The organism is Azospirillum sp. VT-I1, from assembly GCF_055698305.1.
The window spans coordinates 74099-89861 of record NZ_CP168802.1; the positions used below are offsets into that span (position 1 = coordinate 74099).

Genomic DNA, 15763 nt, shown 5'->3' on the forward strand with positions numbered 1-15763 from the left:
AATGTCCCTGTCAGACGGCGCCAACGACGCACGACGGCAGGCGGCCCACCCATTTAAAACCCACACCGAACAGGAAACGATCATGACCTTCCCGGCCAAGTCGCTCATCAATGCCGACGACACCGTCTTCGTTTTCATCGATCACCAGCCGCAGATGTCCTTCGGCGTGGTCAACATCGACCGCCAGCAGCTGAAGAACAACACCATCGCTCTGGCCAAGACCGCCAAGCTGTTCGGCGCCTCGACCATCGTGACCGCGGTCGAGACCGAGAGCTTCTCCGGCTACATCTGGCCGGAGCTGATGGACGTTCTGAAGCAGGACCCGATCGAGCGCACCTCGATGAACAGCTGGGATTCGGAAGAGCTGGTGGCCGCCGTCAAGGCGACCGGCAAGAAGAAGCTGGTGATGGCCGCGCTGTGGACCGAAGCCTGCCTGCTGTACCCGACGCTGTGCGCCATCGAGGAAGGCTTCGAGGTCTACATCGTCACCGACTGCTCGGGCGGCACCTCGCAGGAGGCCCATGACGCCGCGGTCCGCCGCATGGAGCAGGCCGGCGCCCATTCCATCACCGCCATCAACGTCCTGCTGGAAATCCAGCGCGACTGGGCCAAGCGCGGCACCTATGACGGCGTCATGAACATCGTCCGCGAGCACTTCGGCGCCTACGGCATGGGCGTCGATTACGCCTACACCATGCTGCACAAGGCCCCGCAGCGCGGCGAATTCCCGCACAAGGTGATCGGCGCCGCCGCTCACGAGCACGCCTGATCCGCTTCCCGGCGTCCGGCTTCGGCCGGGCGCCGGCTTCTGTTTCCAGACCAGCTTTCCAGACCGGGAGACCGGATCCATGATGCCCTATCTCCTATCGGCCGGCGCCGGCATCCTGGTCGGCGTGATCTATGCGCTGATCGGGGTCCGTTCCCCGGCGCCGCCGACCATCGCACTGATCGGGCTGCTCGGCATGCTGGTCGGCGAACAGGTGGTGCCGGTCGTCAAGCGTCTGATCGCCGGCGAACCCGTCGTCGCTTTCATCCAGACCGACTGTGCCCGCCATGTGCTGGGCCCACAGGCCGGAACCGACAAAGCCCCGGCCACGACGACCGCTGACGGAGAGAAGGCATGACGCCCCCTACCCCTCCCGCGATCAGCCGCCGCAAGGCGATGGCGGGAACTGCCGCCGCCTCCCTGCTCTCCGCGCCGCTGATGTCCACCCTCGCGTCCAGAACCGGGAATGCCGCCATGCCCAACACCGCCACCACCGGCGACCTGATCCTCGTCAACGCCAAGGTCACCACGCTCGACCGCGCCAACCCGCAGGCCAGCGCCATCGCCATCCGCGACGGCCGCTTCCTGGCCGTCGGCACGGAGGCCGAGGTGCGCGCCGCCGCGCCGCAAGCGACGGTGATCGACGCCAAGGGCCGGCGGGTGATTCCCGGGCTGATCGACAGCCACATGCACATCATCCGCGGCGGCCTGAACTACAACATGGAACTGCGCTGGGACGGCGTGCCGAGCCTTGCCGACGCCATGGCGATGTTGAAGCAGCAGGCGGCCATCACGCCGCCGCCGCAGTGGGTCCGCGTCGTCGGCGGCTTCACCGAGCACCAGTTCGCCGAAAAGCGCCTGCCGACCATCGAGGAGCTGAACGCCGCCGCCCCCGACACGCCGGTCTTCATCCTGCACCTGTACGACCGCGCCCTGCTGAACGCCGCGGCCCTGCGCGCCGTCGGCTATACCAAGGACACGCCGAATCCGCCGGGCGGCGAGATCGTGCGCGACGCAGCCGGCAACCCGACCGGCCTGCTGCTGGCGCAGCCCAACGCGACGATCCTCTATTCGACGCTGGCGAAGGGGCCGAAGCTGCCGCCGGAGTACCAACTGAACTCCACCCGCCATTTCATGCGCGAGATGAACCGGCTGGGCGTGACCGGAGTGATCGACGCCGGCGGCGGTTACCAGAACTATCCCGACGATTACGCGATCATCGAAAAGCTGCATGCCGACGGCGAACTGACCCTGCGCATCAGCTACAACCTGTTCACCCAGAAGCCGAAGGAGGAACTGTCCGACTTCGCCGGCTGGGCCTCCAAGGTCAAGCCCGGCGACGGCGACGACAGCTACCGCCACAACGGCGCCGGCGAGATGCTGGTCTATTCCGCCGCCGATTTCGAGGATTTCCGCGTCGCCCGCCCGGACATGCCGCCCAACATGGAAGGCGATCTGGAGCCGGTGATCCGCCTGCTGGCCGAGAACCGCTGGCCCTGGCGCCTGCACGCCACCTACGACCAGACCATCAGCCGGGCGCTGGACGTGTTCGAGAAGGTCAACCGCGACATCCCCTTCGACGGGCTGCACTGGTTCTTCGACCATGCGGAGACCATCAGCGACCGCAACATCGACCGCATCGCCGCACTTGGCGGCGGCATCGCCATCCAGCATCGCATGGCCTATCAGGGCGAGTATTTTGTCGAGCGCTATGGCGCGAAGGCGGCGGAACGGACCCCGCCCATCGCCAAGATGATGGCGGCCGGCCTGCCGGTCGGTGCCGGCACCGACGCCACCCGCGTCGCCAGCTACAACCCGTGGGTCTCGCTGTCCTGGCTGGTGACCGGCCGGACGGTGGGTGGCCTCAGCCTCTATCCCCAGGCCAACCGGATGGACCGCGAGACGGCGCTGCGCCTGTGGACGGAGGCCAACACCTGGTTCTCCAACGAACAGGGCAAGAAGGGCCAGATCAAGGCGGGTCAGCTGGCCGACCTCGCCGTGCTATCCGACGACTTCTTCTCGGTTTCCGAGGACCGCATCGCCCATCTGAACTCGGTCCTGACCATGCTCGGCGGCGCGGTGGTGCATGGCGAGGGCGATTACGGCCCGCTGGCCCCGCAACTGCCGAAGCCGATGCCGGACTGGTCGCCGGTGCGGACCTTCGGCGGCTATTACAAGGCCGCCGACGGCGGTGCGGGCGACCAGCGCAAGGCGCTGGCATCGGCCTGCGGCTGCGCCACCGGCTGCGGCGTCCACGGCCACGACCACGCCGCCGCCTATGCCGCCGACGTCCCGGCTGCCGACGTGCAGTCCTTCTGGGGTGCGCTCGGCTGCGGATGCTGGGCGGTGTGACCCCCTCCCCGACAGCTGGTCCCCTCTCCCCCCGGGGGAGAGGGTTAGGGTGAGGGGGATGCGCGGTGAGAATCTTCAAGGATCGCGCGCTCTCCATTCCCACCAAATCCGCTTGATGCATCCCCCTCACCCCGACCCTCTCCCCGGGGGGAGAGGGGGATTCTCGCCTCCTCGTAAACATACGAAACGGTTCCCGCCATGACCTTCCGCGATTTGGAAAGCCCCATCGACCGTATCCTCGACTGGGACGGCACATGGTTTCTGGCCCGGCTCGCGTTGGTGGGTGCCTATCTGCTGGGCGGGCTGGTGAAGCTGGCCGACTGGCCGGGGGCGGTGGCCGAGCAGGCGCATTTCGGCCTGCATCCGCCGGAGCTGTGGGCGGCGCTGACCATCCTGGTCGAGCTGGTCGGGCCGCTGCTGATCCTGCTGGACCGCGCGCTGTGGCTGGGGGCCGGGGCGCTGGGCGTGTTCACGGTGCTGGCGGCACTGATCGCCAACGACTTCTGGACGATGGCCGGCCATGAACGCTTCATGGCGACCAACGCCTTCTTCGAGCATCTCGGGCTGGTCGGCGGCTTTGCGCTGGCCGCCATGCTGTCGCGGCTGCGCCGGCGCTCCCGGCGCCTTTGAGGGCAGCCCGCCCGCCCCCGCCAATGGACGAGATCAGTGGGCGCGGCAGAGCATCAGGCTGTCGACGATCCGCACCAGCTCGACCACCGACCGCGCCTCCATCTTGCGCATGGCCTGACCGCGATGCAGCTTCACCGTCGCCTCGCTGAGGCCGAGATCGTCGGCGATCTGCTTGTTGCGCAGGCCGGACACCACCATCATCGTGATCTCGCGCTCACGCGCCGTCAGCGTGTCGAAGCGGGCGCGCTGGGCGACGAGGCCCCGCTCCTGGTCGCGCTGCTCGCCATGCCGGGCGATGGCGGCGTGGATGGCGTCCAGCAGTTCCTGGTGATGGACCGGCTTGGTCAGGAATTCGAAAGCCCCCGCCTTCATCGCGCGGACCGACATCGGCACGTCGGCATGGCCGCTGATGAAGATCACCGGCAGGCTGTTGCCGCAGCGCGCCAGCTCCGCCTGGAAATCCAGCCCGCTGCGCCCCGGCAGCCGCACGTCCAGCACCATGCAGCCGACGTCGATGGCCGGGCGCTGGTCGATGTATTGCTGCACCGACCCGAAGCTCTTCACCTGCAGCCCGACGGAATCGAGCAGCCCTTCCAGCGCCTCGCGGACGGCTTCGTCGTCGTCGATGATGACCACGGTCACCGCGGCCGCGGCGGTTTCGGTCTTGCCCCTCATCACACCCCTCCGGACGATACCGGCAGAACGAATTCGAACACGCTCCCGCAAGGGGTGCCGGGCGTCGCGGTCAGCCGCCCGCCATGCAGTTCCACAATGGACCGGCTGATCGACAGGCCCATGCCCAGCCCTTCCGGCTTGGTGGTGTACAAGGCGCGGAAGATGGCGTCCACATCGGCGTCCGCGATGCCCGGCCCGCTGTCCTCGACCCGGACGCGGATCCAGCCGTCCTCGCCGGCGGTGACGATGCGCAGGCGCCGTTCCGGTAGGTCGGGAGCGGCCATCGCCTCGACCGCGTTCATCACCAGATTGAGGACGAGCTGCTGCAGCTGCACCCGGTCGCCATGGACCCACGGCGCCCCGGCCGGAAGATCGGTCTCCACCGTGATGCGGGCGCGGCGCAGCTCCGCCCGCACCAGCGCCAGCGTGTCGGCGACCAGCGCGCTCATGTCCACCCATCCGGGATCGGCGGGGGTCCGGCGCGCCAGCGCATGGATGCTGCGGACCACGTCGCCGGCCCGCTGGGCGTCACGGACGATCCGCTCCACCACGACGCGGGTCTTGGCCAGATCGGGATGCGGCTGCGACAGGTGCTGAAGGCAGGTGCCGGCATTGGTGATGATCGCCATCAGCGGCTGGTTGACCTCGTGCGCGACGGCGGCGGCCAGTTCCCCCATCATGGTCAGCCGGCCGATATGGGCGAGGTCGGCCTGGGCCTTGCGCAGCGCCTCGGCGATCTGGCGGCGCTGGGTCAGGTCGCTGAACACCAGGATGGAGCCGACCATCTCGCCGCGGTCGTCGATGATGGCGGAGCAGCGCTCCTCCACCACGATTCCAGCCGGCACCGCCACCCCGGCCGGAGCCGGCTCTCCGCGCGGCAGCAGCCGCGACAGCCGTTCCGGCGGGGCGAAGGCGCCATTGCGCAGGACGACGGCGGAGAAGTCCTCCAGCGGCTCTTGCGTTTCCTCGTCCACCGCGACGAAGACGGAGGCGAGCGGCTGCCCGGCCGCCTCCGCCGCCGTCCAGCCCGTCATCGTCTCCGCCACCCGGTTCATGAAATCGACGCGGCCCTGGCTGTCGCACAGGATGACGCCGTCGCGGATGCTGGCGAGCGTGGCGGCATAGCGCCGCTCGCTCATCCGCAGCCGGACGTCGCTGGCGTGCTTGTAGAGCGCCATCTGGATGACGGTGCGCATCTGCGGCTCTTCGAAGGGCTTCAGCAGATAGCCGAAGGGCTCCGTCAGGCTGGCGCGCTGAACCACCTCGTCATTGGCGTAGGCGGTGAGGAAGACGACGGGGATGCGCTGTGCGTCGCGGATCTGCCGCGCCGCCTCGATCCCGTCCATCTCCCCTTCCAGGCGGATATCCATCAGGACCAGATCGGGCTGGTGGCTGCAGGCCAGCCGCACCGCCTCCTCGCCGCTGGCCGACATGCCGACCACGACATGCCCCATCCGGGAAAGTTGATGCTGAATATCGCGCGCAACGATGCGGTCGTCTTCGACGATCAGGATCCGTGCCGCGATCATTCACTTCCCCGATTGCGCCCCTTCAAAGGAAAGGTGACGATGAACTCCGTCCCAGCGCCGGAACTGTATTTCAAATTCCCATGCAGCTGGCCGGTCAAGTCAGCGATCAGCTGAAAACCGACCGTGTCCATCCTATCGGGATCGTACCCTTCGGGCAAGCCCACGCCGTCGTCGCGAACGGATAGACGGCAGTCCCGCCCGTCCGTCGCCAGCCCCACGCTGAGCACCCCGCCCCGCCCGCCCGGAAAGGCGTGCTTCAGCGCGTTGGAGACCAGTTCGTTGACGATCAGGCCGCAGGGCACCGCCCGGTCGAGGTCGAGCTTCAGGTCGTCCATGTCGGTGTCCAGCCGCACCGCGCCGGCCTGCCGGGCATAGGCGCGCAGCAGATGGGCGCACACCGATTCCAGATGCTCGCGCATCGGCACGCGGGCGAAATTGCCGAGCCGATAGAGGTTTTCGTGCACCAGCGCCATCGAGCGCACCCGGTCGCGGCTGTCGGCGAACAGGGCGGCGACCGCCTTGTCCTCGATGCGGCGGGCCTGGAGGTTGAGGAGGCTGGTGACCAGCTGAAGGTTGTTCTTCACCCGGTGATGGATCTCCTTCAGCAGCGCCTCCTTCTCCTCCAGGGTCGCAGTCTCCAGCGAGGCCGCCGCCTGGGCGCCGAGCAGCGTCAGGATGTCGACCCGCCGCGGCGTGAAGGCATGGGTCGCCAGCGCGTTCTCCAGATGCAGAAGCCCGACGACGCGCCGGCGGCGGACCAGCGGCATGCACAGGATGGAACGCGCCTCCGTCTCGCGCAGATAAGGGTCGGCGGAGAAGGGGCCGGGGGCGCGGGTGTCGTCGACGATCACCGCCTCCTGGTCGCGGATCGCGCCATGGACGATGGCGTGGGGCAGCGGGATGCGGTCGGCATCCTCCTGCACCAGCCGGACCGACACGCCGTAGAGCCCGGTCGTCGCCTCCGCCTCCACCCGCAGTCGTTCGCCGCGGGCGAGGATCAGCATGCCGCGGCTGGCGCCGGCATGTTCCAGCACCAGGGTCAGCAGCGTGGTGGTGAGTTGCTCCACGCTCGCCTGGTCGGAAACCGTGCGCAGCGTGCCGAGAAGGGCGGCCAGATCAATACCGTCGAAGCCGCGCGGCGCCTCCGGCAGAGCCGGTTCCGCCGCGTCGAGGGCAAGCGAGGGATAGCGCCGGGCGAGCTGCCCGACCTTGGCCGTGGCGCCCCAGCGCGCATAGCCGTCGGCCGCATCCCGGATGCAGGCGAGTTCCAGCGTCGGCACGCCCAGCCGGCGGTAAAGGCCGGCGGCGCATTCATGGGCCAGCGCCTCCACATGCGGCAGGGCGGTGCGCCGGGCGGCCTGGACGGCGCGGTCATAGCCGCGCATCGCGTCCTCCGTCCGCCCTTGCGTCCTTGCGGCCTCCGCCTCGGCCAGCGCGAAGCGGGCGTCGAAGCTGTCGGGGCTGTGGCCTGCCCAGTCGCGCAGCTGGCCGAGATGGCGGGCGAGTGCCGCGGCGTGGCGGGCGCGATGGTCCGGCCGGACGTCGTCCATCGCCCCGGCCCGCGCCAGAGCGGCGTGGAAATGGAACTCCGCCATTTCCCAATGGCCGGAGGTGGTCCACAGCAGCCCTTCCGCCCGCTCCGCCGCCTCCACCGCCGCCGCCATCTCGCCGGCGATGCAGCGGAGCTGGAGCGTGCGGATCCAGTGCCAGCAGGTGGCGATGTCCAGGCTGGGGTTGGCCAGCAGCCGCGCCTCGAAGGCGGCATTGTCGAAGCCCTGCCCGTCGAAGCAGCCGATGGCGTCGGTCTGGCCGCGCAGGGCGCGCAGCAGCTGCAGCTGCGTCGTCAGGATGTCGGCGCACAGCCCGAATTTCACCTGCCGGACATAGGCCAGCCGCGCCTCCGCCGTGCGCTGCACCGTCGCCAGCGGATCGCCCGAAGCCAGCATGCTGGTGACGAGCGTGACGCTGGTGAAGCCACCATAGGTGACGTCGCCGGCCTCGCGTGCCTCCTCGAAAGCGCGCAGCAGCAGGGCGCGCTCGCTGCGGATGTCGCGGGTCCAGGGGACGACGTGATAGGCGAAGGTCATCAGCACCCGCGCCCGGTAGCGCGTCGGCCCCTGGCGCTCCGCCAGATCGTAGCCGAGCCGGCCGAACTCGTAGCCGGCGGCATAGTCGCCGAAATAGGGGCCCGCCATCATGCCGAGATAGGCGAATCCCAGGGCGGACGCGTCGCTGCGCCCGTTCCGCAGCGTCAGGTTCGCCATCCGGCACAGGATCAGGCAGACGAGGTTGCGGTCGCTGAAAAATGCCGGCGGCAGTGCCGCGGCCAGCACGTCCAGCGTCGCCCGGCTGTCGGGATCGGCCGCGGCGGGGGTCGATGCCAGCGACGCGATGGGCCGGTCGCCGATGGCCGCCCGCAGCCGCCCGTATTCCTCATGCGCCAGCGCCGCCGGCGGGTGGGCGTGCCAATCGATGCCGACGCCCCGCAGATAGGCCAGACAGGCGTCGATGGCGCGGTCGCTGCGGTCGATGGCGGTGTAGACGGTCACGAGCAGCGCCGTGATGGCGGCGCGGTCCGCCGGACATTCGGCCCGGCCGGCCAGGGCGCTCAGACGCCGCTCCGCCTGCTGCAGGTCGCCGCAGAGGAACTCGCACTCGGCCTGCAGATGCTCCAGCGCGAAGGCCAGCCGGTGCCGCCGCTCGATCGCGCCGCCCTCCAGCAGGCGCAGGCCGCCCAACGCATAGGCCAGCGCCGACCCGTGGGCGCTGGCGACCTTGGCCTGATGGCCGGCGGCGAGATGGAGCGTCGCCACCTCCGACCGCTCCCGCCCGTCCTGGATCAGAGGCAGGCAACGGTCATACTGGCCGACCAGCGCGAACAGCCGCTCCCCCGTCAGGTCGGCTTTGAAGCCGCGGTGCAGCGCGCGGGCGATGTCGAGGTGGAGCCCGGCGCGCGATTCCGCCGGCACCAGGGCATAGGCCCCTTCCTGCACCCGGTCGTGGAGGAAGCGGACTCCTCCTCGGTGCGCAGAACCAGCCCTTCGGCCAGCACCGGCCCGAGATGGCGCTCCGTCTCCTCCTCCGTCAGGCCGGCGGCGATGGCCAGGGTGGACAGCCGGACGGCGGCGCCCAGCGCGGCATGGCGGGCCAGCAGGTCGCGCGCCTGCGCCGGGAAGCGGCCGAGCCGCTCGGTCATCAGCGTGGCGATGCCGGCGCCCGACGGCGCCTGCTCCACCGCCGCCAGATCCCAGTCCCAGCGTCTGGCCTCGCGGTCGAACCACAGGCGGCCGGAGCGTTCCAGCGCGGTCAGCAGCTGCACCGCGAAGAAGGCGTTGCCGCCGGTCCGCTCCTGCAGCAGGGCGGCGAGCGCCGCCACCTCCCCCGGCTTGCGGTCCAGGCTGTCGGCGACCATGCGGCGCAGATCGTCGGGAGCCAGCGGCCCCAGGGCGATCTCCTCGCAATCGATCACCTCGCCGGCCGCACCGCCACACGCATCCCGGATGCGGCGCATCAGCGATTCCAGCGGGTGGCCGGCGCCTATCTCGTCGCTGCGGTAGGCGCCGACCAGCAGCAGATGGCCGATGCCGCCGTCGGCGACCAGCCGGTCCAGCAGGTCCAGCGTGGCGCGGTCCAGCCATTGCAGATCGTCCAGGAACAGGACCAGCGGGTGGTCGGGACGGGCGAAACTCTGCAGTACGCGGCGGAACAGCAGGTCGAAGCGGTTCTGCGCCTCCCGCGGCGGCAGCGGCGGCACGGCGGGCTGTTCGCCGATCAGCAGGGCCAGATTGGGGATCAGCGCGGTCATCAGCGCGCCGCCGTCGCCCACCGCCTCCGCAAGGCAGCGGCGCCACTGGTCGCGATGCGGGGCCGGCAGCGCCAGGATGCGGGCGACCAGCGCGCGGAAGGCCTCCGCCAAGCTGGCATAGGGCAGGTCGCGCTTGCCCTGGTCGAACTTGCCGACGGCGAACAGGCCGCGCGGCGGCACCAGCCGCTCCTCCAGCGACCGGACGACCGCCGACTTGCCGACGCCGGACCGTCCGGCGACCAGGACGATGCCCATCCGGCTGCGGGTGGCGACCCGCTCGAAGGCGGCCTGAAGGAGGGCGACCGGCTCGTCCCGCCCATAGAGGTCCGGCGGCGGGACCAGCCCCTCCGGCATGTCTCGCCTGCCGACCGGGAAGGCGGGGATGCTGCCTTCGACATCCCATGACCGAAGGGCATGGGTGAGGTCGCGGACGAGCCCGTCTGCGCTCTGGTAACGGTCCTCCGCCGTCTTGGCCAGCAGGCGCAGCAGGATGTCGCCGATGGCCGCGGGCAGGTCGGGGGCGTGGTGGGCCGGCGGGATCGGCGCGCGCGCCAGATGGCTGTGGACCCACTCCATCGCATCGCGCGCGGCGAAGGGCAGCTCGCCGGTGAACAGCTCGTAGAGCGTGACCCCAAGCGCGTAGAGGTCGCTGCGGCGGTCGACCGGACGGTTCATCCGTCCCGACTGTTCCGGCGCCATGTAGGGCAGCAGCGCGTCCGGCCGCTCGGCCTCGTTGGGCATGGGAACCGGCAGGGGGCCGGCGCGCCCGAAGCCGGTCAGGCGCACCGATCCGTCGTCGCCGACCAGCAGGTTGAAGGGCCGCAGGTCGCCGTGCAGCAGGCCGCGGCGATGCAGCTGCGCCACCGCCCCGGCGATGCGGATGGCCAGCGACAGCCGCTGCCGGAACGGCATCGCCGGCACGGGCAGGGCCGACAGCGGCTGTCCACCCGGATCGGCGAGGGTCAGCACCGGGACCATGCCATGCTGCAGCAGGTCCAGCGGCTTGACCGCCCAAGCCGGGTCCAGCCGGTGGGACAGCCCGTGCTCCCGCCGCAGCCGGCCGAGCGCCGCATCGGAGCGGGCGGCCGCATCGTCCGCCGGCGTGGGCGCCATGCGGACCAGGATCGGGAAGGGCTGGCCCGGCCGGGTCACGCGCAGCAGCCGGCTTTCCCCGTCGCTGCCCAGGGCGTGGCTGCCGGATCCGGTCGCCGTCAGATGGTCGAAACTCGACTCCATGTGCCGGCCCTTCCCCGCCCGCCATCCCTGATATGCCCTGCCGCCCTATCCTGCCGCCATGGCGCTGTTCAGGGAAGCGATCAGGACGTGGTCGTCGACCGGCTTGCCCAGCACGCCGCGGGCGCCGCCGCCCAGCGCCCGCATCCGCGTTGCGTCATCGGCGTAGGAGGTCATGAAGAGGATGGGCGGATGGCCGCCGCCGTCGGCGTTCAGCCGCTCCTGCAGATCCAGCCCGGACAGGCCGGGCATGCGCACGTCCAGGATGATGCAGGCGATGTCCGCCCGGTCCGCATGGGCCAGGAAATCCTCGGCGGAGACGAAGGGCCGGCAGCGGAAACCGACGGACCGCAGCAGGTCGTCCAACGCCTCGCGGATCGCCTCGTCGTCGTCGACCACCGCTATCAGGGGTGCATTGGACACGTCGTGATGCCTCGACCGAATAAAGGGCGCCGGTCCCTGGCGCCACGCGCATCCTATCCGGATGGGACGGGCGCGGGATACCACACCTAGGTCTAGAAAGAGGCGGTCTGGAAAGAGACGGAGGTCAGCCCGTACCGCGCCCCGCGGTCAGCCGCGGTCGGCGCGCGACAGGGCGTCCACGAAATGGCCCATCGCCAGCTTCATGTCGTTGAAGACCGTTCCCTGCGACACGCCGAGATGGGCGGCGATCTGCGGATAGGACATCCCCTCCACCCGGTTCAGCACCCAGACCCGGCGCGCCCGGTCCGGCAGGGCCTCCATCGCGCCCATGAACTGGGCCAGCCGCTCGCGGTGAAGAAGCCGGTCCTCCACCGAGGGGCTGCCGCAGGCGACCTCCAGCGGATCGTCGGTGTCCGAGGCCGGCGCCTCGAACCGCTCCTGGGTGCGGCGGCGGCGGATCTGGTCGAGGGCGAGGTTGTGGACGGTACGGTGGAGGAAGGCGCCGATGTTGTCGATCGGCCCCTTCTGCGCGGCGTTGCAGGCCCTGAGATAACTCTCCTGGATCACGTCCTCCGCCGTCGGCACGTCGCGGACGATGCGCAGGGCCCGGCCGAGCAGGGACTGGCGGTGGTCCAGATAGATGGCGGTCAGACTTGCGGGCATGGTCGGCCTATCCGTCGCACGGGCGCTTCCTCGGGGTCGTGAGAGATTGATAATGATTCGCAGTCGTCGCTGTCAAGCCGGGCTGCAGACAGGTCCGGAGGACAGGTCGGCCTTGCGGCATCCTCCGGCTCAATTTGTGGGCGCCCCAGCCGTCAAACGTCTACTATGCGTGACCATGCTGACAGAGGACGGGCGGACGGGTGAGGCAGGACAGGTCCAACGGAGAAAAGGCCGAATCCGGCTACCGACATGCCGATCCGGTGACCGATGCGGCGCTCGACTGGTTCGTCCGGCTGCTCGACGATCCGGCCGATCCAGCGACCCTGGCCGCCTATCGGGCGTGGCGGAACAGCGACCCGCGCCATGCCCTGGCGTTCGACCGGCTGACGGAGGTCGGCGGCATGGCGGAACTCCACAGCGCCACCTTGGCGCATCTCCCGGGGGCACAACTCCCGGCGGCGCATCTGCCGGCGACCCCGGTGCCGATGAGGCGGCCGGGACACTCCCGGCGGGCCTGGATGGGCGCAATTGCGGCGACGGGGCTGCTGGCCCTGGTCGGGACGCATCTCTATCCCGATCTGAAGACCCGCTGGAGCGCCGACCACCGCACCGCCACCGGCGAAAGGCGGGAGGTGGCGCTGCCGGACGGTTCCCGCCTGATCCTGGACAGCGACAGCGCGGTGGCGCTGGCGTTCGGCGGGGCGGAGCGCCGGGTGGCGCTGCTGCGCGGACGGGCGTGGTTCGACGTGGTGCGGGACACCGCCCGCCCCTTCCGCGTCGTCGCCGGCTTCAGCACGGTCGAGGTGACGGGAACCGCCTTCAGCGTGCAGTCTGACGGCCGCGAGGATTCCGTCTTCCTGGAACGTGGGCGGGTGACCGTCAGCCGGCTGGACGATCCCGGCCGGACGGTGACCCTCGCCCCCGGCGACCGGCTGACCGCGACGGCGCGCGGACTGACCATGCAGCCCCGACCCGATCCGGCGGAGGCGATGTCCTGGCGCGACGGCCGCTATGCCTTCCACAACGAGCGATTCGCCACTGTGGTGGAAACCCTGCGGCGCTATCACGCAGCCCCGATCCTGCTGCTGGACGACCGCATCGCGGCGGAGCGCGTCAGCGGCAATTACCGGCTGGACGATCCGATCGGAACGCTGGCCGCCCTGGCCGGGATGATCGGCGCCCGGATGACCAGCCTGCCGGGCGGCATCCTCGTCCTGCGCTGACACGGGCAGGCTTGAAACAGGCAGGCTTGAGAATCGCTCGCAACTTTTTTTGTGAGGGTCAGCGGCCCCGTACGTCTGGCGAAGAGGGGGTAGGCTTGTCTGCCTGCGATTGAGCCCCTGCGCCAGCTTGAGACGGGAGTTGCAGGATATGGTCCGCCGCACGGGATCTATAGTCAAAGTTGCAGATTTCAACCGGTCCCGGATTGCCGGGCATTTGTTTGCCGCATTGATGACCTCCACGGCGCTGGGCGCGGCGCTGACGGCGCTTCCCGCCGCGGCGCAGCAGGCGGCGCCGGCCAACGGCCCCGCGGCCTTCTCGCTGCCCGCCCAGCCGCTGCGCAGCGCGCTCGACGCCTTCAGCCGGCAGACCGGCTGGCAGATCGGCTATCCCGGCACGCTGACCGACGGCCGTACCTCCCGTCCCGTCAGCGGCTCCATGCCGCCGGCCCAGGCGCTCGAGACCATGCTCGCCGGGACCGGGGTCACCTATCGCCTGACCGGCCCGGCGACCGCCACGCTGGCCCCGGCCCCCGTCGCCTCGTCCGGCGGCGACACGATGGCGCTGGGCCCGGTTTCGGTCACCGCCGCCGCCCCGGCCCCCAGCGGCCCGGCGCAGATCGTGATCGGCAAGGAGGAGCTGGACCGCAAGAACCCCAGCGACATCCGCGACGTCTTCGCCGGCGAGCCGGGGGTGCGCGTCGGCAGCTCGGTGCCGATGTCGCAGAAGGTCTACGTCAACGGCGTGGAGGAGACCAACCTGTCCGTCAGCATCGACGGCAGCCGGCAGAACAACAAGGTCTTCCACCACAACGGCACCACCCTGATCGACCCCGTCTTCCTGAAGACCGCCCGCGTCGATGCCGGCGTGGCGCCCGCCGATGCCGGGCCGGGGGCGCTGGCCGGCTCCATCGCCTACGAGACCAAGGACGCCCGCGACTTCCTGAGCGGCGACGGCATCGGCGCCTTCGTCAAGTCCAGCTTCGGCACCAACGGCTCCGTCTTCACCAACAGCGCCGCCGGCTATGGCCGTCACAAGGGGCTGGAAGGGCTGGGTTACTTCACCTACGGCAAGGGCGCCCGCTTCGAATCCGGCGACGGCCGCAAGGTCGAGGGGACCAAGACCGACCTGAAGAGCGGCCTCGGCAAGGTCGCCTACGAGACGGACGCCGGCCATCGCTTCCAGGTCAGCTACGAGCGCGTCTATGACGACGCCCCGCGCCCGTTCCGCGCCAATGTCGGCTTCATTTCCGGCCGCCCGGCCTGGGAACCGCGGGTGCGCGACTACACGCTGGACCGCCAGAATCTGGTCTTCACCTACACCGACAGCCTGCCGACCGACCTGTGGAACCCCAAGCTGGTGGTCGCCTATGGCCGGACCGACGTGGAGACGCCGATCTACACCCGTCCGGTCGGCAGCAGCACGGTCCCCGGCAGCTATCCCGGCAAGGGAGCCACCAGCTCGCTGAACGGCAAACTGGAGAATGTCTTCAACGTCGGCATGGGCACCATCACCGCCGGCACCGACTTCTACGTCGACCGCGCCCACTATGAAGACCAGACCATGACGGCGCTCGAAAAGGCCCGCAATGTCGGCGTCTATGGGCAGGCGCGGCTGTCCCCGGTGGAACGGGTCCGCCTGTCCTTCGGCATGCGCGCCGACCGGCAATGGTTCGAAGGCACCACCGGCGAGGAATGGCGGAACAGCGGCGCCAGCCACAATGTCTCGGGCGAGTTCGACATCCTCCCCGAATATCTGACCGCCAAGGCCGGCTGGTCGCGCAGCTGGGGCGGCGTCCAGCTGGCCGAGAACTTCATCATGAACCCGGTCTGGCGCTATGGTGCCGGTCCGCAGCCGGTGACCGCCAGCAACCTGACCGCCGGGCTGGTCGGCCGCTACCAGGGCTTCACCGCCGAGGGCCGCGTCTTCCGCACCGACCTGGACGACGTCCGCGCCCCGCGCTTCGCCGCCGGCAGCGGCACGCTGACCCGCGACGTGCGGTCGAAGGGCTATGAACTCGGCGTCGGCTATGCCTGGGATACCGGCTTCATCCGCGCCAAATACGCCGACATCGACGTGACCATCGACGGCCTGCCCGCCGATTCCGACACCGGCACCTACATCGCCACCCCGATGGGCCGCGTCTACACCATCGGCGGCGCCCACACGATCCCGAAATGGGAGCTGACCTTCGGCGCCGACGTCGAGATCGTGCTGGATTACAACAAGGTCCAGGCCGGCCAGCGCCCGCTGAAGGGGTACGAGACCCTCAACCTCTTCGTCGAACACAAGATCCCGCAATACTCCAACCTGACCCTGCGCGCCGACGTCCGCAACCTGTTCGACGAGACCTACGCCGACCGCGCGACCTATGGGCAGGAATTCGGCACCGTCACCCCGCTCTACCAGCCGGGCCGGACCTTCCTGCTGACCGCCTCGGCGAGCTTCTGACCTCCGCACCGCAAC

At 69.9% G+C, this 15763-nt stretch carries 12 protein-coding genes; 6 read left to right on the forward strand and 6 right to left on the reverse strand.

Features of this window, described 5'->3' with window-relative positions:
* The first annotated feature begins 82 nt into the window (after window positions 1-82).
* From AB8P05_RS14480 to AB8P05_RS14495, 4 genes are all read left to right on the forward strand, one after another.
* Window positions 83-769 carry a hydrolase gene (locus tag AB8P05_RS14480; protein ID WP_472759812.1) on the forward strand — a complete coding sequence of 229 codons (687 nt, stop codon included), beginning with the start codon at window positions 83-85 and terminating at the stop codon, window positions 767-769.
* A 79-nt stretch (window positions 770-848) separates the two neighbouring features.
* Window positions 849-1124 carry a XapX domain-containing protein gene (locus AB8P05_RS14485; RefSeq protein WP_455173108.1) on the forward strand — a complete coding sequence of 92 codons (276 nt, stop codon included), beginning with the start codon at window positions 849-851 and terminating at the stop codon, window positions 1122-1124.
* 80 nt (window positions 1125-1204) lie between these two features.
* Complete coding sequence (locus AB8P05_RS14490; RefSeq protein ID WP_472760135.1) at window positions 1205-3118, forward strand: amidohydrolase; 1914 nt, start codon at window positions 1205-1207, stop codon at window positions 3116-3118.
* Between the two features lie 198 nt (window positions 3119-3316).
* Complete coding sequence (locus tag AB8P05_RS14495) at window positions 3317-3748, forward strand: DoxX family protein (protein ID WP_472759813.1); 432 nt, start codon at window positions 3317-3319, stop codon at window positions 3746-3748.
* 33 nt (window positions 3749-3781) lie between these two features.
* On the opposite strand, the gene AB8P05_RS14500 is transcribed toward AB8P05_RS14495, so the two are convergent.
* The 6 genes from AB8P05_RS14500 to AB8P05_RS14525 all read right to left on the reverse strand — a co-directional run bounded on the left by AB8P05_RS14500 (window position 3782) and on the right by AB8P05_RS14525 (window position 12076).
* Window positions 3782-4423 (reverse strand): response regulator transcription factor, encoded by a 642-nt coding sequence (locus tag AB8P05_RS14500; RefSeq protein WP_472759814.1) that lies wholly within the window; start codon window positions 4421-4423, stop codon window positions 3782-3784.
* Complete coding sequence (locus tag AB8P05_RS14505; protein ID WP_472759815.1) at window positions 4423-5952, reverse strand: response regulator; 1530 nt, start codon at window positions 5950-5952, stop codon at window positions 4423-4425. The genes AB8P05_RS14500 and AB8P05_RS14505 overlap by 1 nt, the downstream gene beginning before the upstream one ends.
* Window positions 5949-8921, reverse strand: a complete 2973-nt coding sequence (locus AB8P05_RS14510; protein ID WP_472759816.1) for a histidine kinase dimerization/phosphoacceptor domain -containing protein — start codon at window positions 8919-8921, stop codon at window positions 5949-5951. Before AB8P05_RS14510 ends, AB8P05_RS14505 begins: the two co-directional genes overlap by 4 nt.
* Entirely contained in the window at window positions 8846-10993 is a 2148-nt protein-coding gene (locus AB8P05_RS14515; RefSeq protein WP_472759817.1) for an ATP-binding protein, read from the reverse strand. Before AB8P05_RS14515 ends, AB8P05_RS14510 begins: the two co-directional genes overlap by 76 nt.
* A 45-nt stretch (window positions 10994-11038) precedes the next feature.
* On the reverse strand, window positions 11039-11413 hold the full coding sequence (locus AB8P05_RS14520; RefSeq protein WP_472759818.1) for a response regulator transcription factor: 375 nt from the start codon (window positions 11411-11413) through the stop codon (window positions 11039-11041).
* A gap of 147 nt (window positions 11414-11560) precedes the next feature.
* Window positions 11561-12076: an RNA polymerase sigma factor gene (locus AB8P05_RS14525; RefSeq protein WP_472759819.1), complete on the reverse strand. Its 516-nt coding sequence runs from the start codon at window positions 12074-12076 to the stop codon at window positions 11561-11563.
* A 200-nt stretch (window positions 12077-12276) separates the two neighbouring features.
* On the opposite strand from AB8P05_RS14525, the gene AB8P05_RS14530 reads away from it, so the two are divergent.
* Together AB8P05_RS14530 and AB8P05_RS14535 are read left to right on the forward strand one after the other, a co-directional pair.
* Window positions 12277-13299 carry a FecR family protein gene (locus AB8P05_RS14530; protein WP_472759820.1) on the forward strand — a complete coding sequence of 341 codons (1023 nt, stop codon included), beginning with the start codon at window positions 12277-12279 and terminating at the stop codon, window positions 13297-13299.
* Window positions 13300-13513: 214 nt separating this feature from the next.
* The gene (locus AB8P05_RS14535) at window positions 13514-15748 is read left to right on the forward strand and encodes a TonB-dependent receptor (RefSeq protein ID WP_472759821.1); all 2235 of its coding nucleotides are present in this window, start codon (window positions 13514-13516) and stop codon (window positions 15746-15748) included.
* Window positions 15749-15763 lie beyond the last annotated feature (15 nt).

What these genes read in the sequence shown, in the direction of transcription:
- AB8P05_RS14485 (WP_455173108.1), top strand. Translation starts at nt 849, where the DNA reads ATGATGCCCTATCTCCTATCGGCCGGCGCCGGCATCCTGGTCGGCGTG.
- AB8P05_RS14525 (WP_472759819.1), bottom strand. Translation starts at nt 12,076, where the DNA reads ATGCCCGCAAGTCTGACCGCCATCTATCTGGACCACCGCCAGTCCCTG.
- AB8P05_RS14495 (WP_472759813.1), top strand. Translation starts at nt 3,317, where the DNA reads ATGACCTTCCGCGATTTGGAAAGCCCCATCGACCGTATCCTCGACTGG.
- AB8P05_RS14500 (WP_472759814.1), bottom strand. Translation starts at nt 4,423, where the DNA reads ATGAGGGGCAAGACCGAAACCGCCGCGGCCGCGGTGACCGTGGTCATC.
- AB8P05_RS14490 (WP_472760135.1), top strand. Translation starts at nt 1,205, where the DNA reads ATGTCCACCCTCGCGTCCAGAACCGGGAATGCCGCCATGCCCAACACC.
- AB8P05_RS14515 (WP_472759817.1), bottom strand. Translation starts at nt 10,993, where the DNA reads ATGGAGTCGAGTTTCGACCATCTGACGGCGACCGGATCCGGCAGCCAC.
- AB8P05_RS14480 (WP_472759812.1), top strand. Translation starts at nt 83, where the DNA reads ATGACCTTCCCGGCCAAGTCGCTCATCAATGCCGACGACACCGTCTTC.
- AB8P05_RS14505 (WP_472759815.1), bottom strand. Translation starts at nt 5,952, where the DNA reads ATGATCGCGGCACGGATCCTGATCGTCGAAGACGACCGCATCGTTGCG.